The organism is Streptomyces sp. NPDC087270 (assembly GCF_044744625.1).
In the GTDB taxonomy this organism is placed as follows: domain Bacteria; phylum Actinomycetota; class Actinomycetes; order Streptomycetales; family Streptomycetaceae; genus Actinacidiphila.
This window is the reverse complement of sequence record NZ_JBIUYR010000009.1, coordinates 195,535-219,000: the sequence shown is the minus strand read 5'-3', so window position 1 is coordinate 219,000 and position 23,466 is coordinate 195,535. Positions and strand designations below refer to the sequence as shown.

17 protein-coding genes are annotated in these 23,466 nt (G+C 73.7%); 15 read left to right on the top strand and 2 right to left on the bottom strand.

The window, feature by feature from the left end; all coding sequences use genetic code 11:
- Positions 1-25: 25 nt before the first annotated feature.
- From ACIPAE_RS19860 to ACIPAE_RS19795, 14 genes are all read left to right on the top strand, one after another.
- Positions 26-511, top strand: coding sequence for a MarR family winged helix-turn-helix transcriptional regulator (locus tag ACIPAE_RS19860; protein WP_402446730.1), 486 nt, complete (start codon positions 26-28; stop codon positions 509-511).
- 77 nt (positions 512-588) lie between these two features.
- Positions 589-1,767 (top strand): tRNA 2-thiouridine(34) synthase MnmA, encoded by a 1,179-nt coding sequence (mnmA, locus tag ACIPAE_RS19855; RefSeq protein ID WP_402446727.1) that lies wholly within the window; start codon positions 589-591, stop codon positions 1,765-1,767.
- A gap of 212 nt (positions 1,768-1,979) precedes the next feature.
- Positions 1,980-2,504: a TIGR00730 family Rossman fold protein gene (locus ACIPAE_RS19850; protein WP_328474556.1), complete on the top strand. Its 525-nt coding sequence runs from the start codon at positions 1,980-1,982 to the stop codon at positions 2,502-2,504.
- Positions 2,501-3,190 carry an SDR family oxidoreductase gene (locus ACIPAE_RS19845; RefSeq protein ID WP_402446724.1) on the top strand — a complete coding sequence of 230 codons (690 nt, stop codon included), beginning with the start codon at positions 2,501-2,503 and terminating at the stop codon, positions 3,188-3,190. Before ACIPAE_RS19850 ends, ACIPAE_RS19845 begins: the two co-directional genes overlap by 4 nt.
- A 137-nt stretch (positions 3,191-3,327) precedes the next feature.
- Positions 3,328-4,365, top strand: a complete 1,038-nt coding sequence (locus ACIPAE_RS19840) for a methionine synthase (RefSeq protein WP_329364333.1) — start codon at positions 3,328-3,330, stop codon at positions 4,363-4,365.
- Between the two features lie 48 nt (positions 4,366-4,413).
- Positions 4,414-6,738: an NAD-dependent DNA ligase LigA gene (gene ligA, locus ACIPAE_RS19835; protein ID WP_402446721.1), complete on the top strand. Its 2,325-nt coding sequence runs from the start codon at positions 4,414-4,416 to the stop codon at positions 6,736-6,738.
- A 234-nt stretch (positions 6,739-6,972) separates the two neighbouring features.
- Positions 6,973-9,105: an EAL domain-containing protein gene (locus ACIPAE_RS19830; protein ID WP_329364330.1), complete on the top strand. Its 2,133-nt coding sequence runs from the start codon at positions 6,973-6,975 to the stop codon at positions 9,103-9,105.
- A 288-nt stretch (positions 9,106-9,393) separates the two neighbouring features.
- Entirely contained in the window at positions 9,394-9,690 is a 297-nt protein-coding gene (gatC, locus tag ACIPAE_RS19825) for an Asp-tRNA(Asn)/Glu-tRNA(Gln) amidotransferase subunit GatC (RefSeq protein WP_202236395.1), read from the top strand.
- 4 nt (positions 9,691-9,694) lie between these two features.
- On the top strand, positions 9,695-11,188 hold the full coding sequence (gene gatA, locus ACIPAE_RS19820; protein WP_329364326.1) for an Asp-tRNA(Asn)/Glu-tRNA(Gln) amidotransferase subunit GatA: 1,494 nt from the start codon (positions 9,695-9,697) through the stop codon (positions 11,186-11,188).
- Positions 11,185-11,472, top strand: coding sequence for a hypothetical protein (locus tag ACIPAE_RS19815; protein WP_329364324.1), 288 nt, complete (start codon positions 11,185-11,187; stop codon positions 11,470-11,472). Before gatA ends, ACIPAE_RS19815 begins: the two co-directional genes overlap by 4 nt.
- A 30-nt stretch (positions 11,473-11,502) precedes the next feature.
- Positions 11,503-13,005 (top strand): Asp-tRNA(Asn)/Glu-tRNA(Gln) amidotransferase subunit GatB, encoded by a 1,503-nt coding sequence (gene gatB, locus ACIPAE_RS19810; RefSeq protein ID WP_329364322.1) that lies wholly within the window; start codon positions 11,503-11,505, stop codon positions 13,003-13,005.
- A gap of 216 nt (positions 13,006-13,221) precedes the next feature.
- Positions 13,222-15,558: an MMPL family transporter gene (locus tag ACIPAE_RS19805; protein ID WP_402446715.1), complete on the top strand. Its 2,337-nt coding sequence runs from the start codon at positions 13,222-13,224 to the stop codon at positions 15,556-15,558.
- Positions 15,559-15,867: 309 nt separating this feature from the next.
- Positions 15,868-16,146 (top strand): hypothetical protein, encoded by a 279-nt coding sequence (locus ACIPAE_RS19800; protein WP_329364318.1) that lies wholly within the window; start codon positions 15,868-15,870, stop codon positions 16,144-16,146.
- A 104-nt stretch (positions 16,147-16,250) separates the two neighbouring features.
- On the top strand, positions 16,251-19,217 hold the full coding sequence (locus ACIPAE_RS19795) for an AAA family ATPase (protein ID WP_329364316.1): 2,967 nt from the start codon (positions 16,251-16,253) through the stop codon (positions 19,215-19,217).
- Between the two features lie 138 nt (positions 19,218-19,355).
- Here the strand turns inward: ACIPAE_RS19795 and ACIPAE_RS19790 are convergent, their stop codons facing one another.
- Positions 19,356-20,576 (bottom strand): PQQ-dependent sugar dehydrogenase, encoded by a 1,221-nt coding sequence (locus ACIPAE_RS19790; RefSeq protein ID WP_402446711.1) that lies wholly within the window; start codon positions 20,574-20,576, stop codon positions 19,356-19,358.
- 676 nt (positions 20,577-21,252) lie between these two features.
- Complete coding sequence (locus tag ACIPAE_RS19785; RefSeq protein ID WP_329364314.1) at positions 21,253-22,290, bottom strand: aldo/keto reductase; 1,038 nt, start codon at positions 22,288-22,290, stop codon at positions 21,253-21,255.
- Between the two features lie 111 nt (positions 22,291-22,401).
- Here ACIPAE_RS19785 and ACIPAE_RS19780 point away from each other — a divergent pair, with 111 nt between their 5' ends.
- Complete coding sequence (locus ACIPAE_RS19780) at positions 22,402-23,322, top strand: 2-hydroxyacid dehydrogenase (protein WP_328474560.1); 921 nt, start codon at positions 22,402-22,404, stop codon at positions 23,320-23,322.
- The last annotated feature ends 144 nt before the right edge of the window (positions 23,323-23,466 follow it).

Here is a 23,466-nt window from a genome sequence, read left to right as displayed (position 1 = left end):
AGTTCACATCTGTACGATGGGCGGTATGGGACTGCCAGAAGGCGAGCGGCTCGGGCTGGACATCAAGCGCGCGGAGCAGGTCCTGATGGCCGCGAAGGGCGCCGCCCTGAAGCCGCTCGACCTCACCGTCGCGCAGTACGCCGCGCTGTTCGCCCTCTCGGGCAGCCCCGGTATCTCGGGTGCCGCGCTGGCTCGGGCCTGCCTGGTCACACCGCAGGCGATGACCGCCGTCCTGAAGACCCTCGAAGAGCGGGGGCTGGTGACCAGAACGGCGCACCCTTGGCACCAGAAGGTGCTGGAGACCCGCCTCACCGACGAAGGAGCGGCGCTTCTCGACCGTGCCGACGAGCGGGCCGTACGTATCGAGCGCCGGATGTCCGACGCGCTCACGCCCCAGGAGCGCGCCGCGCTCAAGGACCTGCTCGGCCGCTGTGTCGGCGCGTTGCACGACGACCGGGACGGCGGCGAGGCGGGCCGGGACGGCGAGGCAGGTCCGGACGGCGCGGGCTGAGACCGGCCGAGCGCCGGCCGAGCGCGCGCCGGAAAAGCAGGGGCGGGCGGGGGAGGGCGGGCCGTTACCCTGGTCGGGTGACCGATTTCCCGACTGAGCCCCCGCGCCAGCGGCTCCGCGTGCTGGCAGCGATGAGCGGCGGCGTCGACTCCGCGGTCGCGGCCGCCCGGGCCGCCGAGGCGGGCCACGACGTGACCGGGGTGCACCTCGCCCTGTCCGCGAACCCGCAGAGCTTCCGTACCGGTGCCCGCGGCTGCTGCACGCTGGAGGACTCCCGGGACGCCCGGCGCGCCGCCGACGTGATCGGCATCCCCTTCTACGTATGGGACCTCGCCGACCGCTTCCGCGAGGACGTGGTGGACGACTTCGTCGCCGAGTACGCGGCCGGCCGCACCCCCAACCCGTGCCTGCGCTGCAACGAGAAGATCAAGTTCGCCGCGCTCCTCGACAAGGCCCTCGCCCTCGGCTTCGACGCGGTCTGCACCGGCCACTACGCCGCCGTGCGCACCGCCCCCGACGGCAGCCGCGAGCTGCACCGCTCCGGCGACGTCGCCAAGGACCAGAGCTACGTCCTCGGCGTCCTGGACCAGCGGCAGCTCGCCCACGCGATGTTCCCGCTCGGCGACACCGCGGCCACCAAGGACGAGATCCGCGCCGAAGCCGAGCGCCGCGGCCTCGCGGTGGCCCGCAAGCCCGACAGCCACGACATCTGCTTCATCGCCGACGGCGACACCCAGGGCTTCCTCGCCCAGCGGCTCGGCACCCGCGAGGGCGAGATCGTCGACGAGAGCGGCGCGGTGGTCGGCACCCACACCGGCGCGTACGGCTTCACCGTCGGCCAGCGCAAGGGCCTGCGGCTCGGCGTCCCCGCCGACGACGGCAAGCCGCGCTACGTCCTGGACATCTCGCCGGTGGACAACACCGTCACCGTCGGCCCCGCCGAGGCGCTCGACGTGACCGCGCTCACCGCGATCCGCCCGCGCTGGTGCGGCACCCCGCCCACCGGCCGGGCCGCGTACACCGCGCAGTTGCGCGCCCACGGCGAGGAGGTGACCGCCACCGCCGAACTCCTCGACGGCACCCTGCACGTCGCCTTCGCCCAGTCGATGCGCGGCATCGCCCCGGGCCAGGCGGTCGTGCTCTACGACGGCACCCGCGTCGTCGGCTCGGCGACGATCGCCACCACCGACCGCGATCGTGACCGGGACCGTGGCCGGAACCGGCCCGCCCCGGCCGCCGCCGGACGCACCGCATGACCGACCCGACGACCGATCCCGTGGTGGACTCTGTGACCAGCTCCGCGAACGACTCCGCGACCACTCCCGTGGGTACCCCCGCGGCCGACACGGCGACCGGCGTCGTGACCGGTGCGGCACCCGGCACCGCGGCCGGCACGGGCACCACTGCCGGCACGGCCACGGCTGCCGCCACCGGTGCCGCCGGGCCGCGGCCGACCCGCCCGCTCAACATCTGCGTGTTCCTCTCCGCCGCCGACCTGCCCGACCGCTACACCGCGCCCGCCCGGGAGTTCGCCGACCTGCTCGGCAGGGCCGGCCACACGCTGGTCTGGGGCGGCTCGGAGTCCGGCCTGATGAAGGTCGTCGCCGACGGTGTGCAGCAGGCCGGCGGGCGGCTGGTCGGCGTCTCCGTCGAGTTCCTGCGCGCCAAGGCCCGCGCCGGCGCCGACGAGATGGTGATCGCACCGGACCTCGCCACCCGCAAGGCCGAACTGCTGCGCCGCTCCGACGCGATCGTGGTGATGGTCGGCGGCACCGGCACGCTCGACGAGGCGACGGAGATCCTGGAGCTGAAGAAGCACGGACTGCACGCCAAACCGGTGGTCCTGCTCAACAGCGCGGGTTTCTACGACGGGTTGGCCGCGCAGTTCCGCAGGATGGAGGAGGAGGGCTTCCTGCCCCTGCCGCTCTCCGAGCTGGTGCACTTCTCCGACGACGGCGCCGACGCGCTGGCCTACCTCCAGGAGCACGCGTGAGCGTCCACCTCGTCACCGGTGCCGGGTCCGGGATCGGCGCGGCGGTGGCCCGCAAGCTGCTGGCCCGCGGCGACGAACTGTGGCTGCTGGCCCGCGACGCGGGCCGGGCCCGGCAACTGGCCGACGCGTTCCCCGGCGCGCGGACCCTCGTCGGCGACCTCGCGGTCCCGGCCCGGCTGTCCTGGGCGCTGGAGAAGCAGGCGCTCCCGGACCGGCTGGACTCCCTGCTGCACAGCGCCGGCACCGTCGACCTCGGACCGGTCGGCGACCTCACCCCGAAGCTGTGGGAGCACACCCTCGCGGTGAACCTCGTCGCGCCCGCCGAACTCACCCGGCTGCTGCTGCCCCAACTGCGGCTCTCCCGGGGCACCGTGGTCCTCGTCAACTCCGGCGCCGGGCTCCAGGCACACGCCGAGTGGAGCGCGTACGCCGCGAGCAAGCACGGGCTCAGGGCCCTCGCGGACTCGCTCCGCGCGGAGGAGCAGGAGCACGGCGTACGCGTCACCACCGTGTATCCCGGGCGGACCGCCACCCCCATGCAGCAGAAGGTCCACCAGCAGGAGGGCAGGTCCTACGACCCCTCGCGCTGGATCGACCCCGAGTCCGTCGCCACGACGGTTCTCTCCGTCCTCGACCTCCCGCGCGACGCCACGATCCCCGACGTGACGCTGCGCCCCGCGCGGTAGGCGGTCCCGCGCGGTAAGCGGTAAGCGGTCCCGCGCGGTGCTTCGGTCCCCCGCACGGCACGAGGCCCCGGGGCGGTGAGAGGTCCCCCGGGCGGGCACGCGAACCCCGGCGGCGGGGAGCCGTCTACGCTGCCACCGTGAGCACCGAGGCGACCACCGAGACCAGCGAACGTTTCACCCTGCCCGAGGGCGCCGCGACAGGCGTGGGCTCGATGCCGGGGGGAGACGCGCGAGAATCCGCCCGGGTGGCCACGGAGGCCGTCGGCGCGCTGCCGTACCTGCCCGAGCTGCCGGCCCGCGGCCCGGGCGCGGACATGATCGGCCGCACCCTCGGCCTGCTGGTGGAGCTGTACGCGCGGGTGGAGCCCAGCGGCTGGAGGTTCGGGGACCGCCCGGGGCGCGACACCAAGCGGGCCAGGTCATGGCTGGGCGAGGACCTGGACGCGCTGGAGGAGTTCACGCAAGGACACCAGGGCCCGTTGAAGATCCAGGCGGTCGGCCCGTGGACGCTCGCCTCGGCCGTCGAACTGCACAACGGCGAGGCGGCGCTGCGCGACCCCGGCGCGGTGCGCGACCTGACCGCGTCCCTCGCGGAGGGCCTGACCGCGCACCTCGCGGACGTCCGCCGCCGCGTGCCGGGCGCCGCCCTCCTGCTGCAACTGGACGAGCCGGGCATCACCGCGGTGCTGCGCGGCGAGGTCAGGACCGCCAGCGGCTACCGCACCCACCGCGCGGTGGACCGCGCGGTCGTCGAGGGCGCGCTGCGGGACCTGGTCGACGCGGCGGGAGCGGCCGGCGCCGCCGTCAGCGTCCACTCCTGCGCCCCCGACGTGCCGTTCGCGCTGCTGCGCCGGGCCGGGGTCGCCGGGGTCTCCTTCGACTTCGACCTGCTCACCGAGCGTGACTGGGACGCGTTCGGCGAGGCCGTGGAGGCCGGCACCGCGCTCTTCGCGGGTGTCGTGCCGGGCACGGATGCCCCGTTGTCAGACCCAGCGGGTAGCGTCAGTGGTGTTCGGGCGCTGTGGCGCAGGTTGGGACTGGCACCGGGGGCGTTGGGGTCCTCCGTCGCCATCACCCCGTCCTGCGGTCTGGCGGGGGCCTCACCGGCCTATGCCCGTGCCGCGCTCGTGCACTGCGCGAGGGCGGCACGCTCGCTCGTCGACAACCCAGAGTGACGCCGGAGTGCGGCCGCTTGCGGCCCGATTGGTAGGAGGGACACGGACGTGGCAGCCGAGCAGGAGGCCGGCCGGGCGGACATCCCCGCCGAGGCCCGTGAGGAGCACGCGCGCCTGGCCGAGCAGGTCGAGGAGCACCGCTTCCGTTACTACGTGAACGACGCACCGGTCGTCAGCGACGCCGAGTTCGACCGGCTGCTGCGCCGGCTGGAGGCGATCGAGGAGCAGCACCCGGCGCTGCGCACCCCCGACTCGCCCACCCAGAAGGTCGCGGGCGCCTACGCGACCGAGTTCACCTCGGTCCAGCACCGCGAGCGCCTGCTCTCGCTGGACAACGCCTTCAGCGACGAGGAGTTGACCACCTGGGCCGACCGGGTCGCGGCCGAGCTGGGCCCGCCGGACAACACCCGCAGCCCGTACCACTTCCTGTGCGAGCTGAAGGTCGACGGCCTCGCGGTCAACCTGACGTACGAACACGGCCGGCTCACCCGCGCCGCCACCCGCGGCGACGGCCGCACCGGCGAGGACATCACGCCCAACGTCCGGACCATCGCCGACATCCCCGACCGGCTGGCCGGCGACCGGGTGCCCGCCCTGGTCGAGATCCGCGGCGAGGTCTACTTCCCCGGCGAGAAGTTCGAGGAGCTCAACGCCCGGCTGGTCGAAGGCGGCGACAAGCCGTTCGCCAACCCGCGGAACGCCGCGGCCGGCTCGCTGCGCCAGAAGGACCCCCGGATCACCGCCACCCGCCCGCTGCGGATGGTGGTGCACGGCATCGGCGCCCGCGAGGGCTTCGACATCGACTGCCAGTCGCACGCCTACGCCCTCCTCCACGAGTGGGGCCTGCCCACCGCCCGCTACAACAAGGTGGTCGACTCGCTGGCCGCCGTCCGCGAGTTCATCGCGTACTACGGCGAGCACCGCCACGACGTCGAGCACGAGATCGACGGCGTCGTCGTCAAGGTGGACGAGATCCCGCTCCAGGGCCGGCTCGGCTCCACCTCGCGCGCCCCGCGCTGGGCCATCGCCTGGAAGTACGCCCCGGAGGAGGTCAACACCAAGCTCGTGGACATCCGGGTCGGCGTCGGCCGCACCGGCCGGGTGACGCCGTACGCAGTGGTCGAACCTGTCACCGTGGCCGGCTCCGAGGTCGAGTTCGCCACCCTGCACAACCAGGAGGTGGTGAAGAAGAAGGGCGCCCTGATCGGCGACACCGTGGTGCTGCGCAAGGCCGGCGACGTCATCCCGGAGATCCTGGGCCCGGTGGCGGACCTGCGGGACGGCAGCGAGCGGGAGTTCGCGATGCCCGCCGAGTGCCCCGAGTGCGGCACCGCCCTCCAGCCCATGAAGGAAGGCGACATCGACCTGCGCTGCCCCAACGCGCGGCGCTGCCCGGCCCAGTTGCGCGAGCGGATCTTCTACCTCGCCGGCCGCCGCTGCCTGGACATCGAAGCGCTCGGATACGTCGCGGCGACCGCGCTCACCCAGCCGCTCGCCCCCGACCAGCCGCCGATGGCCGACGAGGGCGACCTCTTCGACCTCGACATCGAGCGCCTGCTGCCGATCCGCTCCTACGTCCTGGACCAGGACAGCGGGCTGCCCAAGCGCGACCCGGAGACCGGCGAGGAGAAGGTCGTCACCTTCTTCGCCAACCAGAAGGGCGAGCCGAAGAAGAACGCGCTGTCCATGCTGGAGAACATCGCGGCCGCCAAGGAGCGCCCGCTGGCCCGGGTGATCACCGGCCTGTCCATCCGCCACGTCGGCCCGGTGGCCGCCGAGGCGCTGGCCCGCGAGTTCCGCGACCTGGACCGGATCAAGAACGCCGAGGAGGCCGAGCTGGCCGCGGTCGACGGGGTCGGGCCGACCATCGCCGCCTCGCTCAAGCAGTGGTTCGCGGTGGACTGGCACCTGGAGATCATCGAGAAGTGGCGCGCGGCCGGCGTGAAGTTCACCGAGGAGGGTTCCGACGAGGGCCCCAGGCCCCTGGAGGGGCTGACCGTGGTGGTGACCGGCACGCTCACCGGGCACACCCGCGACGGCGCGAAGGACGAACTGGGCGGCCGCGGCGCGAAGGTCACCAGCGCGGTCTCCAAGAAGACGCACTTCGTGGTGGTCGGCGACAACCCTGGGTCGAAGTACGACAAGGCGGTCCAGCTGAAGGTCCCGATCCTCGACGAGGCCGGCTTCGGGGTCCTCCTCGAACAGGGTGCCGACGCGGCCCGCGCGGTGGCGGTGAACCCGCCGGAGCCGGAGCCGGCGTCCGACCCGGAGCAGGCGTCCGACCCGGAACCGGCAGCCGATGATCCGGCGCCGCCCGCCGACACGCCGTCCGATCCCGCCCCAGGCACGGCATCCGACGGCGAATCAGACTGACCTAGGACCACATGTCACCCGATCGGCCTATATCAGACGGGGGAGTTCGGGCGCGAACCCACCGGGGCGCACTGAAGCATTGACGGCCGATCGGTGCCCGCGGCGCGCCGTCGCGGCCTACTGTTGAGGAGCGCTCCTGTCGGGGCGGCAGGATCGCGGCGGCCCGTCGGCCGAACCGCGTCCCCCGGCACCCGCGCACCTGCTTGCTTCATGGGCTGTGAGAGGGACACGGGTATGGAACCCACGGAGAGTGCCGGAGCGGCACGGCTGCCCCGAAGCAGCGTGGCCGCGCCCGTTCTCCCCGCGAGCCCGGCGCCCTTGGTGCGGTGGGCCGTACTGGTCGCCGCGGCCGCCGCGCTGGCCGCCGGTGTGGGCCGCTTGCTGGACAACGGCGACGCGCTGTTCCCCGGCGGCCGGATCGGCTGGGCACTCGCCGTCCTCAGCGGGATCATCGTCGGTCATCTCGTCGCGATGGGGCGCGACCGCTGGTGGGGCGGCACCGGTTCCGGTGCCGCCCTCGTGCTCGCGGTGCTGCTGCTGTTCGGCTGGGTGCCCGCGGTGCTGGTCAGCCTCGCGGTGGTGGTGCTGGTCGGTGCCGCCCGCCGGCACCGCTGGCGGCAGGCCGGGCTGCACGGCGCGATCGACATCCTCGGCATCGGCGCCGGCGCGCTCAGCCTCGACCTGTTCGGCATCCACCCGTCCGTGGCGCACCCCTGGACGACGGCCGACTGGGGCTGGTCGGCGCTGCCCTGCGTCGTGGTCACCGCACTGGCCTATCTCGCGGCGACCCGGGTGCTGCTGTGGGCCGCGTTCGCGCCGCGCGGCGGGCTGCCCACGGTGGCGCGCACCGCGCTGGTCCGGCAGGGGCTGGTCGGCGCGGCCCTGCTCGGCATCTCCCCGCTGATCCTCGTCGTCGCCTGTGACCAGCCGGCGCTGCTGCCGCTCTTCGCGGTCCCGCTGATCGCGCTGGACTCCACGCTGTGGATCGTGCACGCCCGCGCCGAGGAGCAGTTGCGCGACCCGCTGACCGGCCTGCCCAACCGCCAGTGGCTGCTGGAGCGCACCTGGTCCGCGATCGACGCCGCGCGGACCGTCGGCCGCGCCGAGCCGGGCGAGCCCGCGCCCGCGGGCTGGGGCCGGGTCGGGCTGATCCTCATCGACCTCGACAAGTTCCGGTCGGTCAACGACACCCTCGGGCACCTGGCCGGCGACCGGCTGCTGCTCCAGGTCGCCGACCGGCTGCGGCTGGCCCTGCCGCGCGGCGCCGAGGCGGCCCGGCTCGGCGGCGACGAGTTCGCGGTGCTGCTGCCCGCCTGCGACTCCGCCACCCGCGCGCAGCGGATCGCCCGCACCCTGGTCGCCGCGCTCGGCTCACCCCTCAGCCTCGACGGGCTGACGCTGGTGCTGGAGGCCAGCGCCGGCGTCAGCGTCTTCCCCGAGCACGCGTCCGACGCGGAAGGGCTGCTGCGCCGCGCCGACGTGGCGATGTACCAGGCGAAGCGGGACCGCAGCGGCGCGGAGGTCTACGAGGCCACCCGCGACGCCAACACCCCCGACCGGCTGGGCCTGCTGGGCGACCTGCGCAGGGCGCTGGACGCGGGCGACGTCGAACTCCACTACCAGCCGAAGGTGCGGTTCGACGGCCAGGTGGCCGGGCTGGAGGCGCTCGTCCGCTGGGAGCACCCCGAGCGGGGCCGGGTCAACCCGGAGGAGTTCATCGCGATGGCGGAGACCTCCGGGCTGATGCCGCGGCTCACCGAGTACGTCCTGGACACCGCGCTCGCCCAGATCGCCCGGTGGCGGGCGATGGGCCTGGACGTCCCGGTCGCCGTCAACGTCTCGCCGCGCGACGTGCACAGTCCGGGGTTCGCCGGGGCGGTGGCCGCGCGGCTGGCCCGCCACCAGGTGCCGCCCGGCTCCCTCCAGCTGGAGATCACCGAGCACGTCCTGCTGGAGGACCCGCAGCGTGCCGCCGACACGCTCAACGGGCTCACCGGACACGGCGTGAAGATGTCCCTGGACGACTTCGGCACGGGCTACTCCTCGCTGGTGCACCTGCGGCGGCTGCCGGTCAGCGAGCTGAAGATCGACCGCTCGTTCGTGGCCCGGCTGATCGCGGACGCCGAGGACGCGGAGATCGTGCGCTGCACCATCGACCTCGCGCACTCCCTCGGGCTCATGGTCGTGGCCGAGGGTGTCGAGGACGACGAGACGTGGGAGCGGCTGCGGGACCTGCGGTGCGACGCGGTGCAGGGGTGGCTGGTCGCCGCCGCGATGCCCGAGCAGGAGGCGACGCACTGGCTTCAGGCGCGGGGGGACCGCGGCTGGCAGCGGCCCGCGGCGGCGCTTCCCGCGAAGCGGGCGTAGCGGGCTTCGCCCGCGGAAGCGGACCGACGGCGCCCCCTCCCCGGGGCTGGGGCGCTGTCGCGGAGGACGTTCACCCGTCAGGGGTGCGGGGTGGGCGGCATCGCCGCGGGGCTGAGCCCGCGGGCCCGGCGCGCCACGAATCCGGCTGGTCGCGCGGTTCCCCGCGCCCCTGACGGGCACCGCCTTCCGCGAGGGCGCCCCTCCGGGGGGAAACGGGGTGCGGGGACTTCCACGGGGCACCGTAGGATTGGGCACCCATTGACATCTCACCCCGCAGAGGACCGCTGCATGCCTGGCATCACGCCCGAGGAGGTCGCCCACCTCGGCCGGCTGGCGCGGATGGAGCTGTCACGCGAAGAGTTGGACCACTTCGCCGGACAGCTCGACGACATCATCGGCGCCGTAGCCCGCGTATCCGAGGTGGCCGGCGAGGACGTCCCGCCGACCTCTCACCCGCTGCCCCTGACCAACGTGATGCGCTCGGACACCGTCCGGCCGTCGCTGACCCCGCAGCAGGCGCTGTCGGGTGCGCCCGCGCAGGAGCAGCAGCGCTTCAAGGTCCCGCAGATCCTGGGGGAGGACTGACGCCGTGACGGACATCATCAGGCTCACCGCCGCCGAGACGGCGCAGAAGATCGCGTCCGGCGAGCTGACCGCGGTCGAGGTGACCGAGGCGCACCTGGCCCGGATCGAGGCCGTGGACGAGAAGGTGCACGCGTATCTGCACGTGGACCGGGAGGGCGCGCTCGCCCAGGCCCGCGCGGTGGACGCCAAGCGCGCCGCCGGGCAGGAGCTGGGCCCGCTCGCCGGGGTGCCGCTGGCGCTGAAGGACATCTTCACCACCGAGGGCGTACCGACCACCGTCGGCTCCAAGATCCTGGAGGGCTGGCTGCCGCCGTACGACGCGACGGTCACCAGGAAGCTGAAGGCCGCCGACGTGGTGATCCTCGGCAAGACCAACATGGACGAGTTCGCGATGGGCTCCTCCACCGAGAACAGCGCGTACGGCCCGACCGGCAACCCGTGGGACCTCACCCGTATCCCGGGCGGCTCGGGCGGCGGCTCGGCCGCGGCGCTCGCCTCGTACCAGGCGCCGCTGGCGATCGGCACCGACACCGGCGGCTCGATCCGGCAGCCCGCCGCGGTCACCGCCACCGTCGGGGTGAAGCCGACCTACGGCGGGGTCTCCCGCTACGGCATGGTCGCCTTCTCCTCCTCGCTCGACCAGGGCGGCCCGTGCGCGCGCACCGTGCTGGACGCGGCGCTGCTGCACGAGGTGATCGCCGGCCACGACCCGATGGACTCCACCTCGGTCGACGTCCCCGTCCCGCCGGTGGTCGAGGCCGCCCGCAACGGCGACGTCAAGGGCCTGCGGATCGGCGTCATCCAGGAGTTCGGCGGCGAGGGCTACCAGGCCGGCGTGGTGCAGCGGTTCGACGAGTCGGTGGAACTGCTGCGCGAGCTGGGCGCCGAGATCGTCGAGCTGTCCTGCCCGTCGTTCACGTACGCGCTGGCGGCGTACTACCTGATCGCGCCGTCGGAGTGCTCCAGCAACCTGGCCCGCTTCGACGCGATGCGCTACGGCCTGCGGGTCGGCGACGACGGCACCAGGTCCGCGGAGGAGGTCACCGCGCTGACCCGCGAGGCCGGCTTCGGCCCCGAGGTCAAGCGCCGCGTCATCCTCGGCACCTACGCGCTCAGCTCCGGCTACTACGACGCCTACTACGGCTCCGCGCAGAAGGTCCGCACCCTGATCACCCGCGACTTCGAGCGCGCCTTCGAGCAGGTGGACGTCATCGTCTCGCCCACCACGCCCACCACGGCGTTCCCGATCGGCGAGCGCGCGGACGACCCGCTGGCGATGTACCTCGCCGACCTGTGCACCATCCCGGTCAACCTGGCCGGCAACGCGGCGATGTCGCTGCCGTGCGGCCTCGCCCCGGAGGATGGTCTCCCGGTGGGCCTGCAGATCATCGCGCCCGCGCTCAAGGACGACCGGCTCTACCGGGTCGGCGCCGCAGTAGAGGCCGCCTTCGTGTCGAAGTGGGGCCACCCGCTACTTGAGGAGGCACCGCAGCTATGAGCACCCAGACGAAGTCCGCGGCGAAGAGCACCAGCGGCAAGAACAACGGTTCGGCGGACCTGTCGGCCAAGGGCGGCAAGAGCAAGAGGGGCACCTACCTGTCCATCGGCACCTCGCTGTTCAGCGCCTTCACCGCGGTGAAAAAGGTGCGTTCCGCCCGCAGCGAGGAGGACAACCTCCAGCTGATCGACGCCGTGCTGCGCGCCGCCGCGGTGACCACCGGCATCGTGCTGCTCGTACGCGAGCTGCGCCGGCTGAGCGATGACGACGTCCTCGCGGACTGACGGACCGACGGAGAAGAGGTACAGGGAACAGTGACCGTCACGGACCTGCTGTCCTACGAGGACGCGCTCGCGTCGTACGACCCGGTGATGGGCCTGGAAGTCCACGTGGAGCTCGGCACGCGGACGAAGATGTTCTGCGGCTGCTCCACCGAGCTCGGCGCCGAGCCCAACTCGCAGGTCTGCCCGACCTGCCTGGGCCTGCCGGGCGCGCTGCCGGTGGTCAACGAGATCGGCGTCGAGTCCGCCATCAAGATCGGCCTGGCGCTCAACTGCGAGATCGCCGCATGGTGCCGGTTCGCCCGGAAGAACTACTTCTACCCGGACATGCCGAAGAACTTCCAGACCTCGCAGTACGACGAGCCGATCGCGTTCAACGGCTACCTGGACGTCCAGTTGGAGGACGGCGAGATCTTCCGGGTGCTCATCGAGCGCGCCCACATGGAGGAGGACACCGGCAAGTCCACCCACATCGGTGGCGCGACCGGCCGTATCCACGGTGCCTCGCACTCCCTGCTGGACTACAACCGGGCCGGCATCCCGCTGATCGAGATCGTCACCAAGCCGATCGAGGGCGCCGGCGCCCGTGCGCCCGAGGTGGCCCGCGCCTACGTCGCCGAACTGCGCGAGCTGATCAAGGCGTTGGGGGTGTCCGAGGCCCGGATGGAAATGGGCCAGATGCGCTGCGACGTCAACCTGAGCCTGCGCCCGCACGGCCGGGAGAAGTTCGGCACCCGCAGCGAGACGAAGAACGTCAACTCGCTGCGCAGCGTGGAGCGGGCGGCCCGCTTCGAGATCCAGCGGCACGCCGCGGTGCTCTCCTCGGGCGGCACCATCGTGCAGGAGACCCGGCACTTCCACGAGGAGGACGGCTCCACCGCCTCCGGCCGGATCAAGGAGGAGGCAGAGGACTACCGCTACTTCCCCGAGCCGGACCTGGTGCCGGTCGCCCCGGCCCGCGAATGGGTCGAGGAACTGCGGGCCGGGCTGCCCGAACTGCCGCTGGCCCGCCGGGGGCGGCTCAAGCAGGAGTGGGGCATCTCCGACTTCGAGATGCAGTCCGCGCTCAACGCCGGTGCGATCGACCTGATCACGGCCACCATCGACGAGGGCGCGGACGCGGCCTCGGCCCGCAAGTGGTGGATGGGCGAACTGGCCCGGCACGCCAACGAGACCGGCGCGGAGCTGTCCGCGCTGGCGATCACCCCGGCGCAGGTGGCCAGGGTCGCCGCGCTGGTGGCGGCCGGCGACCTCAACGACAAGCTGGCCCGGCAGGTCATCGAGGGCGTGCTGGCCGGCGAGGGTGACCCGGACCAGGTGGTCGACAAGCGCGGGCTGAAGGTCGTCTCCGACGACGGCGCGCTCGGTGCGGCCGTCGACCAGGCCATCGCGGACAACGCGGCGGTCGCCGAGAAGATCCGCGGCGGCAACCTCGCGGCGGCCGGCGCGCTCATCGGCGCGGTCATGAAGCTGACCCGCGGGCAGGCGGACGCCAAGCGGGTGCGCGAACTGGTGCTGGAGAAGCTCCAGGGCTGACCCGGAGGACGTCTCCAGGGCGACCTGGACGACACGCCCGAGGAGGCGGCACCCCCGATCCGGGGGTGCCGCCTTTATCCTTTTCGGACAGTTGTGAGGAGCAGCACGAAAGCCGCAAAGGATCTCTTTCTCCTGGCACAGTAGGCGGCACGTATCGCCACGGGACACGCGGGGCGTACCGACCACGCAACCGCACCCGCAAGGGGACAGCAGCCCATGGCCGTACTCGCCCGGTGGTGCCTCAGCCGCCGACTCACCGTCGTCCTGCTGTGGCTCACCGCACTCGTCGGACTCACCGCCGCCGCCACGGTCGCCGGCTCCGCGTACTCCCAGAAGTACGAAGCGCCGAACACCGAGTCCAGCCACGCCGCGGACCTGCTGCGAACCGCGTTCCCCGGACAGGCCGGCGACTCCGACTCGATCGTGTGGCACACCGAGCACGGCACGGTACGCGCCGGCGCCGTCGAGCAGACCATGACGAAGGTGCTCGACCAGGCCCGCACCCTGCCCGGCGTCACCTCCGTGATCAGCCCCTACGGCTCCTCGGGCGCCGCCCAGATCAGCTCCGACGGCCACACCGCCTACGCCACCGTCGGCTACGGCAAGGACGCCGACGGCGTCAGCCGCGGCCAGGCCCAGGCGCTGGTGGACACCGCCAAGGCGGGCCAGGGACCCGGCCTGGAGGTCGAACTCGGCGGGGAGGCGGTCGGCAACACCGAGGCGGCCAGCGCCCACCTGAGCGAGGTGGTGGGGGTCGCGGTGGCCGCGGTGGTGCTGCTGGTCGCCTTCGGGTCGTTCGCGGCGATGCTGCTGCCGATCGCCACCGCGCTGATCGGCTGCGGCACCGCCTACATGGGCACCGTGCTGCTCGGCCACGCGATGACCGTCGCCGACTTCGCCCCCATGCTCGGCATGCTGATCGGGCTGGGCGTCGGCATCGACTACGCGCTGTTCATCGTCACCCGGCACCGCAAGGGCCTCAAACGCGGGCTGTCCGTCGCCCGGGCCGCCGAGGAGGCGGTGGCCACCACCGGCAAGGCCGTGGTCTTCGCCGGCGGCACGGTGTGCGTGGCGGTGCTCGGCATGCTGCTGCTCCGGCTCAGCTTCCTCAACGGCGTCGCGGTCGCCGCCTCGCTGACGGTCCTGCTCACGGTGGCCGCGTCGGTGACGCTGCTGCCCGCGCTGCTCGGCTTCATAGGGCACCGGGCGCTCAGCAGCAGGGAGCGGCGGGCGCTGGCACACGGGGGCGGCTGCCAGGCCGCGCAGCACCGCCGATCCGAGGAGCACGCCGGCTGCCGCGGCGCCGACACCCCCGCGCAGCCGGCCACCGGCGTCGCCGCGCGCTGGTCCGGGTTCGTCTCCCGGCACCCACGGCTGCTCGGCGCGCTCGCCGCCGTCGTCATGGTGGTGCTCGCGCTGCCCACCTTCTCGCTGCACATGGGCACATCCGACCAGGGCAACGACCCCTCCACCGCGACCACCCGCAAGGCGTACGACCTGCTCGCCGACGGCTTCGGGCCCGGCACCAACGGCCCGCTCACCCTGGTGGCCACCACCGACAGCGCGGGCGCGCTGGTCGCCCTCGAACACCTGCCGCAGACCCTCCGGGACACCCCGGGCGTCGCCTCCGTCAGCGGCCCCGACATCGACGCCTCCGGCAGCACCGGCGTCATCACGGTGGTGCCCGACAGCTCCCCGCAGTCCACCGCCACCTCCCATCTGGTCGACGAACTGCGCCACGACGTGCTGCCGACCGCGGAGAAGGGCACCGACCTCCAGGTCTACGTCGGCGGCTCCACGGCCAGCTACGACGACTTCGCCGCGGTGGTGATCGGGAAGCTTCCGCTCTTCGTGGGCTGCGTGGTGGGGCTGGGCTGCCTGCTCCTGCTGCTCGCCTTCCGCTCGATCGGCGTCCCGGTCAAGGCCGCGGTGATGAACGTCGCCGCCGTCGCCTCCTCCTTCGGCGTGGTCACCGCGATCTTCCAGTGGGGCTGGGGCAGCGAATGGCTGGGGCTGGGCCGGGCCGGGCCGATCGAACCGTTCCTGCCGGTGATCCTCGTCCCGGTGCTGTTCGGGCTCTCCATGGACTACCAGGTCTTCCTGGTCAGCCGGATGTACGAGGAGTGGCGGGAGACCCGGGACAACCGCCGGGCGGTACGCGTGGGGCTCGCCGAGACCAGCCGCGTGATCAACTCCGCGGCGGTCATCATGGTCGCGGTCTTCCTGGCGTTCGTGCTCAGCGGGGACCGGGTGATCGCGATGTTCGGCATCGGCCTGGCCGCGGCGGTCGCCCTCGACGCCTTCGTGCTGCGCACCTTGCTGGTCCCGGCGCTGATGCACCTGCTCGGCCCGGCCAACTGGTGGCTGCCGGGGTGGCTGGACCGACGGCTGCCGCAGCTCAACATCGAGACGGTGCCGACCGCGCGGCCGCCCGCCGCCGCACCCGTCCCGTCACCGGCCGGCGCCGTGTCACCGGGCGCCGTGCCACCGGGCTCGGTACCCGCAGGCGCCCTGACCGCGGTCGAGCCACCCGCGGGGCGCGTCACCGTATGACCGCGGCGGATCGTCGGGGCGCGTGACCCCGGTGCGCGCCCGTACCCGGGCGGCGCGCTCCGACTCAGTCCGTTCGACGCCGACTAAGGCGCCCTCAGGTGTCCTGTAAGGCGTCTAAGGCCCCGCGCGCTCGGATAAGGCACCGTCTAAGGCGCATCTGAGTACCGCCTAGGCCGATCGTGCGGCCGCCTAGGCACATGAAGGCCCCGGCAGGCACCGGAACTTCGGGAAGCTGCCCGATGTGGCCGACCCCCCTTGGAGACGAAGCTAGGAGGCACAAAGAGAGCAGCACTTCCAAGGAGCAGCCAGATGTTTGCTTACGAACTCCACCAGGCCCGCAGCGCCGAACTCCGCCGTCGCGCCGAGGAGCGTCGCCTCGTCGAGGAGGCGAAGGCCGGTCGCGCCGCGCAGCGCCGGGCCCGCGCCCAGGCACGCCGCGCCCAGCCGCACACCGCGGCGCGCACGGACGCCGAGGGGGCGTCTCCCTCCGATCGCGCCGGCACCTCCCGGGTCGGTTCCACCGATCGCTCCGGCGCGGGCTCCCTCGGCCGCGTCCACCGGGCCCCGAGCCCGCGTGGCGCGGCATGACCACCCAGCCGGCGACCCGGGGTGCGGCGAGGAACGGGCCCGCCACCGCACCCCGGGCCGTAATCGGTGTCGCTACAGGCGCCGGGCGTGCGATGCTCGGAAACGTGCAGACGCAGTCCCTCAGCCCCGAGTTCATCGGCCGCGACACCGAACTGGCCCGGCTCACCGCCGCGCTGTCCGCCGCCGACGGCTGCGAGCCGCAGGCGGTGCTCATCGGCGGCGAGGCGGGCGTCGGCAAGACCCGGCTCACCGAGGAGTTCATGGCGGCGGCGCGTGCAGCGGGGGCCGTCACCGCCATCGGTGGCTGTGTGGAGATCGGCGCGGAGGGCCTGCCCTTCGCGCCGGTCTCGACCGCGTTGCGCCACCTCTACCGCACCCTCGGCACCGAGCTGACCAGCGCCGTGGCCGGCCAGGAGGCCGAACTCGCCCGGCTGCTGCCCGAACTGGGCGACAGCGGCGCCGGCCACCGCGACCAGCACGACGAGGAGGGCCGGGTCCGGCTCTTCGAACTCACCGCCCGCCTGCTGGAGCGGCTGGGCGCCGACCGCACCCTCGTCGTGGTCGTCGAGGACCTGCACTGGGCCGACCGCTCCACCCGCGAACTGCTCGCCTACCTGTTCCGCTCGGTGCAGCGCGCCCGGTTGCTGATCGCCGCCACCTACCGCAGCGACGACATCCACCGCCGGCACCCGCTGCGGCCGTTCCTCGCCGAGACCGACCGGCTGCGCACCGTCGAGCGCATCGAGCTGAGCCGCTTCAGCCGCGACGAGGTGGGGCGCCAGCTCACCGCGATCCTCGCCGAGACCCCCGGCGAGGCGGTGGTCGACGACGTGTTCGCCCGCTCCGACGGCAACCCCTTCTTCGTCGAGGAGCTGGCCTGCAGCATCCGCGGCGACTGCCTCAGCGGCATCAGCGACTCCCTGCGCGACCTGCTGCTGGTCCGGGTCGAGCAGCTGACCGAATCGGCCCAGCGGGTCGCGAAGTTCGTCGCCGAAGGCGGCAACGCCGTCGAGTACCGCCTGCTGGACGCCATCACCGGCCTCAGCGAGGACGACCTGCTCGACGCGCTGCGCACCGCCGTCGGCGCCAACATCCTGCTGCCCTCCGACGACGGAGACGGCTACCGCTTCCGCCACTCCCTGGTCCGCGAGGCGGTCGGCGACGACCTGCTGCCCGGCGAGCGCAGCCGGATCAACCGCCGCTACGCGGAGGCGATCGAGGCCGACCCGTCCCTGGTCCGGGCCGGCGAGCGCGCCGCCCGGCTGGCCAGCTTCTGGTACGCCGCACACGACCCGGCCAAGGCGCTGCCGGCCGTGCTGCGCGCCGCCGTCGAGGCCCGCGACCGGCGCGCCTACGCCGAGCAGTACCGCCTGCTGGAACGCGCGCTCGAACTGTGGGACACCGCGCCCGCCGAGGTCCGTGAAGCGCTGCGGCTGGCCGACTTCGTCGAGGCGTACGCCTCGCTGGTCCACGCCGAGTACACCTCGGCGGCCCGTACCGGTGACCCGGAGCGGCCGATCCACTTCCTGGACCTGCTCGCCGAGATCACCGTCGCCGCCCGGCTCGGCGGCGAGCGCGAACGCGCCTACACGATGGCCAAGCGGGCGCTGCGGCTGATCGAGCTGGACGGCGCGCAGGACCCGCTGCGGGCCGCCTGGTTCTGGTCCCAGCGCTCCCGGCTGATCGAGGACCTGGGCCGCGGCGACGGCTGGGAGGAGCTGGGCCGGGCCCAGGAGCTGGTCCGCGGGCTGCCGTCGTCGGCCGCGCACGCCGAGGTGCTGGCGCAGACCGCGGGCTGGATCATGATCCACAACCCCAGTGCCGCGGGCATCACCGCCGCCGAGCAGGCCGTCGAGTTCGCCCGGCGGGCCGGGACCCGCGACACCGAGTTCCAGGCACGGATCACCCTCGGCGTCCTCCAGGCCGACTGCGGCGACGTCGAAGGCGGCATCGCCGAGATGGAGGACGTGCTGGCGCAGGTCGTGAAGTTGTCGCTGCCGAGCCTCATCGCCCGCGCGCACGGCAACCTCGCCTCCGTGCTCGAAGGCGCCGGCCGATCCGTGGACGCGCTGCGGGTGGCCCGCGCCGGGCAGACCCTCGCGGACTCCCAGATCTCCGGGCTGACCCGGTCCTGGTTGCTCCTCGACGAGGGCGAGTCGCTGCTCTCGCTCGGCCGCCTGGACGAGGCGGCGGCCTGCCTCACCGAGGCCAACCGGCTGGTCCCCAGCGCCTATCTGAAGGCCGGCGGCGAGCTGCTGTTCGGCTTCCTCGCCCTCATCACCGGCGACATCGACGCCGCCGCCGGACACCTTGCCGCCGCCGCGGACGGGCTGCGCAGTGACAGCCAGCCGCAGCACCAACTGCCGCTGATGCTGCTCGGCATGCGGGTCGCGCTCGCCCAGGGCCGGACCGCCGACGCCGGCGCGGAACTGGCACGCGCGATCACGCACGGCTTCCCGCTCGGCTCGTCCCGGTTCGCCTGGCCGATCATGGTCACCGGCGCGCGCATCGACCCCGAGGCCGTACGCTCCGCCGCGGCGCAGCTGGCCCGGCCCACCTCGCTGAGCCGGGCCTACGCGGCACTGCTCGACGCCGAACTCGGAGGCGACGACACCGCGTTGTGGGCCGCGGCCGAGGACGCCTTCGCCGCCGAGGAGCGGCCGCTGGAACTGGCCCGGGTCCGGCTGTGCCGCGCCGAGGCCCTGCTCGCCGAGGGCGGAGCCGGCGCGCGCGACGAGGCCGGCCGCCTGCTCGGCCTCGCCGACGCCACCGCCACCGGGATCGGCGCGGTGCCGCTGGCCGGGCGGGTCGCCGAGCTCGCCCAGCGCGCGCGGCTGCGCACCGCCCCCGAGGACCCGGTCCGCACCCTCGGGCTCACCGCTCGCGAGCGCGATGTGCTGCGCCTGGTGGCCGACGGCCGTACCAACCGGCAGATCGCCGAGGAGCTGTTCATCTCCCCGAAGACGGCGAGCGTCCACGTCTCCAACATCCTCGCCAAGATGTCCGTGTCCACCCGCACGGAGGCCGCGGCGCTCACCCATCGCCTCCAGCTCTTCCCGAAGGCGCGATAGCGCGAATAGCGCGAGGGCCGAGCGCCGCCGGGAGCAGCGGCCCCTTGCGGCAGCCGCCCGGCCGCTGCTTGCCTGCGGCCCGGTCGCGCGCCGCCTGGTTGGCCGTCGGCGGCGCCAGGAGACGGTTCAGGGGAGGGTTCAGGAGACGGTGAGTTGGAGGACGCGGTCGTCGCCGGAGTGCGCGGTGCCGCGGTCGTCGGTGTTGCTCGTGGTGAGCAGCAGCGTGTGGTCGTCGAGCGCGACGACGGTGCGCAGCCGGCCGTACTTGCCGTCGAGGAACGCCTGGGGTGCGGCGGACGCCTTGGCCCCGGCCAGCGGGACACGCCACAGCCGGCCGCCCTTGAGGGAGGCCATCCAGATGCAGCCCGCCGCGTAGGCGACACCGCTGGGCGAGGCGTCGGCGGGGTGCCACTGCTCGACCGGGTCGACGAAGCCCGGGTGGTGGGCGATGCCCTCGACGGTGGGCCAGCCGTAGTTCTTGCCCGGCTCGATCCGGTTCAGCTCGTCCCAGGTGTCCTGCCCGAACTCCGAGGCCCACAGCCGCCCTTGGTCGTCCCAGGCCAGGCCCTGGACGTTGCGGTGGCCGGGGGAGTAGACGAGCGAGCCGGGCGTCGGGTTGTCGGTGGGCACCTCGCCGTCCGGCGTCATCCGCAGGATCTTGCCGCCGAGCGAGGACATGTTCTGCGCGAGCGACCGCTGCCCGGTCTCGCCGGTGCCCGCGTAGAGGTCGCCGTCGGGCCCGAAGGCGATCCGGCCGCCGTTGTGCAGGGAGCCGGTGGGGATGCCGCGCAGGATCGTGTCGGGGGCGCCCAGTTGCTCGCCCTTGGGCCGCGACGGGTCGTACAGGAAGCTGGCGATGCGGTTGTCGGACTCGGTCGAGAAGTAGGCGTAGACGAGGTGGTCGGAGCCGTAGTCCGGTGAGACCGCCAGCCCCAGCAGGCCGTTCTCGCCGCCCTTGGTGTGGGTGACGCCGGGCACCAGGCCGATCTGGGTGACGGAGTGCGTCTTGGGGTCGATCCGGGAGATCCGGCCCGTGTCGCGGGCGGCCACCAGCAGGCTGTCGTCGGGGAGTTGGACCAGGCCCCAGGGGGCGCTCAGCCCGGTCGCGACGGTGGCGGTGACCTTCACGGTGCCCTTCGCGGGCGGCGTGGACGCCGGGGCGGACGGGGTCGCGCCCCCGGAGGGCGCGGCACTGCCGCCCGCGGGCGGCAAGGCGGGTGCGCTGCGCCCCGTCGGATGCGCCGCCAGGTTGGGCGAGGCCGACGAGGAGCACCCGCCGACCAGTACCGCCGCCAGCACCCCCGCGACCCACGCCCCACCGCGCGCCGACGCCCGTACGGACCTGCCGCTAGCCTTCACCGTCAGCTCCCGCAACCGTCGATCCACCAGTTCTGCCGGACCCGGTTCCGCCGGGCCCCCACCAGCCAAGCACACCACATCTCGCCCTGGTGAAGGGCCTGTTCACGATCAGCGGGACAGCGGGACAGCGGGACAGCGGGACAGCGGGACAGCGGCACGCGGCCGGACGGGTAGCGGGGCATCGGCGAACCGGCGTCCGGTGCCGGGGACCCGGGTTCGCCGGGACCCCCGGCCCCGCCGGGCCTGCCGGGGCCCCTTCGCCGCGGATTCCGGTGGGCCCTGGCCGTGTTGGGGTGCCTCCCCTCGCCGGACGGCTGGGGGCGCCCGCATCGCCTTGCGATCTGGGGATGCCTCCGAGCCCTGGGTCGTGGGGGAGGGTCGGGCACCGCGGGCTCCGCCTAGCGGGCGGTTGGCGCGACCTTCCTCACACGGCCGAGGCGTAGGGAGTCGCGGGGTCAGTTGCACGAGCCCTGGGTCGTGGGGGAGGGTCGGGCATCGCGGGCTCCGCCTAGCGGGCGGTTGGCGCGACCTTCCTCACACGGCCGAGGCGTAGGGAGTCGCGGGGTCAGTTGCACGAGCCCTGGGTCGTGGGGGAGTGCCGGGCACCGCGGGCTCCGCCTACCGGGCGGTTGGCGCGACCTTCCTCACACGGCCCAGCCGTATGGGAACTGCGGGGTCAGTCCCATGAGCCCTGGGCCGCCGGCAGCGCGGCGATCTCGGCGAGGTCGGCCGCGGTCAGGACGAGGTCCGCGGCCGCCGCGTTCTCCGCCGCGCGGTCGGCCGACCTGGTGCCGGGCACCGGCACCACCGAGGGGCTCTGCGCGAGCACCCAGGCGAGCGCGACCTGCGCGGCTGTCGCGTCGTGCCGGGCGGCGACCCGGCGCAACCCGGCCACGATCGGCTGGTTCGCGGCCATCATCTCCGCGGTGAAGCGCGGGTGCCGGGCCCGCATGTCGTCCCGCTCGAAGCCCTCACCGGGGGTGAGCGTGCCGGTCAGGAAGCCGTTGCCCAGCGGCATCGCGGCGAGGAAGCCGATCCCGCGCGCCACGCACCACGGCAGCAGCTCCGCCAGCGCCTCGGGCGCCCACACCGACAACTCCGCCTGCACGCAGCCGACCGGGAAGACCTGCTGGGCCCGGCCCAGCTGGCGGATCGTCTCGTCGTGCAGCCGGCCGCGGCCCGCCCGGCCACCCCTGCTCCGCCCGCCGCGCGCGCCGACCGCGCACAGGCCCAGCGTGCGCACCTTGCCCGCCGCGACCAGCTCGGCCATCGCCCCCCACGTCTCCTCGACCGGCACCTCGGGATCGACCCGGTGCAGCTGGTAGAGGTCGATCGTGTCGGTCTGCAGCCGGCGCAGCGACGCGTCGCAGGCCCTGCGGACGTACGACGGGCGGCCGTTGGCCACGATGTGCTGCTCGCCGACGAGCAGCCCGCACTTGGTGGAGACGAACGCGTCCGCCCGCCGCTCCTTGAGTACCCGTCCGAGCAGCAGCTCGTTGGTGAACGGGCCGTACATGTCGGCGGTGTCCAGCAGGGTGACCCCCGCGTCGAGGGCGGCGTGCACCACCCGCAGCGAGTGCCCGCCGGACCGGCGGCCGCCGGGCGCCTGCGCGCCGTCCTGCCGCGAGGCGCTGTAACCCCAACTCATCGGCATGCAGCCGAGGCCGACCGCGCCCACGTCGAGCGCCGTGGCCCCGACCCTTCTGCGCTCCACCCGTCACAACCTCCTTGCGCCGCCCCACTGTGCCATAGCCTCCTGACCATGAACGACACCACCCGAACCGACCGCACCCCAGGCCAGAGCGCGTCCACCGACCGCCCCACGGTGTGGCTGTCCCTGCCGCCGGCCGAGATCGACGGACTTCCGGACGCCTTCGACTACGTCTTCTGGGACGGCGCCGAGGAGTTCCCTGCCGATCCGGCCGACGCCGCCTTCTACGTCGTCCCGTACATGAAGGGCCCGGTCGCCGGCGGGCGCCCGCTCGCGCGGATGCGCAACGTCCGCGTGGTGCAGACGCTCAGCGCCGGCGTCGACCACATCGCGCCCCACCTCGGGCAGTTGCCGCCCGGCGTCCAGCTCTGCAACGCCCGCGGCGTGCACGAGGCCAGCACCGCCGAACTCACCGTCGCCCTCATCCTCGCCTCGCTGCGCGGCATCCCCCGCTTCGTGCGCGGGCAGGACAACGAGAAGTGGTACTCCGGCTTCTACCCGGCGCTCGCCGACCGCCGGGTGGTGATCGTCGGATACGGCTCGATCGGCGCCGCCGTCGAGGACCGGCTGGCCCCCTTCGAATGCACGGTGGAGCGGGTCGCCCGCACCGCGCGCTCCTCGCCGCGCGGCCCGGTGCGCGCCATGGACGAGCTGACCGGGCTGCTGCCGGGCGCGGACGTCGTGGTGCTCACCACCCCGCTCACCGAGCAGACCCGCGGTCTGGTCGACGCCCCGTTCCTGGCCGCGATGAAGGACGGCGCGCTGCTGGTGAACGTCGCGCGCGGGCCGGTGGTGGACACCAAGGCGCTGCTCGCCGAGACGGAGTCGGGGCGCCTGATCGCCGCGCTCGACGTCACCGACCCCGAGCCGCTGCCGGCCGGCCACCCGCTGTGGCACGCGCCGGGCGTGCTGATCAGCCCGCACGTCGGCGGCAGCACCTCCGCGTTCCTGCCGCGCGCCCAGCGGCTGGTGCGCGCGCAGTTGGAGCGGTTCGCCGCGGGCCTGCCGCTGGAGAACGTGGTCGCCGAGAGCTGATCGCCCGCCGGCGGCCGAGCGCGCCGCGAGGGGGCCGAACGCGCCGCGAGGCGGCGGGACATGGCCTGATACGGCCGGCAACCCCCTGACGGTTACACACAGTAGGAAGTACCTATCCCAGAGTGACCAATCTGGTGTATCGTC

What these genes read in the sequence shown, in the direction of transcription:
- ACIPAE_RS19830 (WP_329364330.1), top strand. Translation starts at nt 6,973, where the DNA reads ATGGAACCCACGGAGAGTGCCGGAGCGGCACGGCTGCCCCGAAGCAGC.
- ACIPAE_RS19860 (WP_402446730.1), top strand. Translation starts at nt 26, where the DNA reads ATGGGACTGCCAGAAGGCGAGCGGCTCGGGCTGGACATCAAGCGCGCG.
- ACIPAE_RS19805 (WP_402446715.1), top strand. Translation starts at nt 13,222, where the DNA reads ATGGCCGTACTCGCCCGGTGGTGCCTCAGCCGCCGACTCACCGTCGTC.
- ACIPAE_RS19815 (WP_329364324.1), top strand. Translation starts at nt 11,185, where the DNA reads ATGAGCACCCAGACGAAGTCCGCGGCGAAGAGCACCAGCGGCAAGAAC.
- ACIPAE_RS19800 (WP_329364318.1), top strand. Translation starts at nt 15,868, where the DNA reads ATGTTTGCTTACGAACTCCACCAGGCCCGCAGCGCCGAACTCCGCCGT.
- gatC (WP_202236395.1), top strand. Translation starts at nt 9,394, where the DNA reads ATGCCTGGCATCACGCCCGAGGAGGTCGCCCACCTCGGCCGGCTGGCG.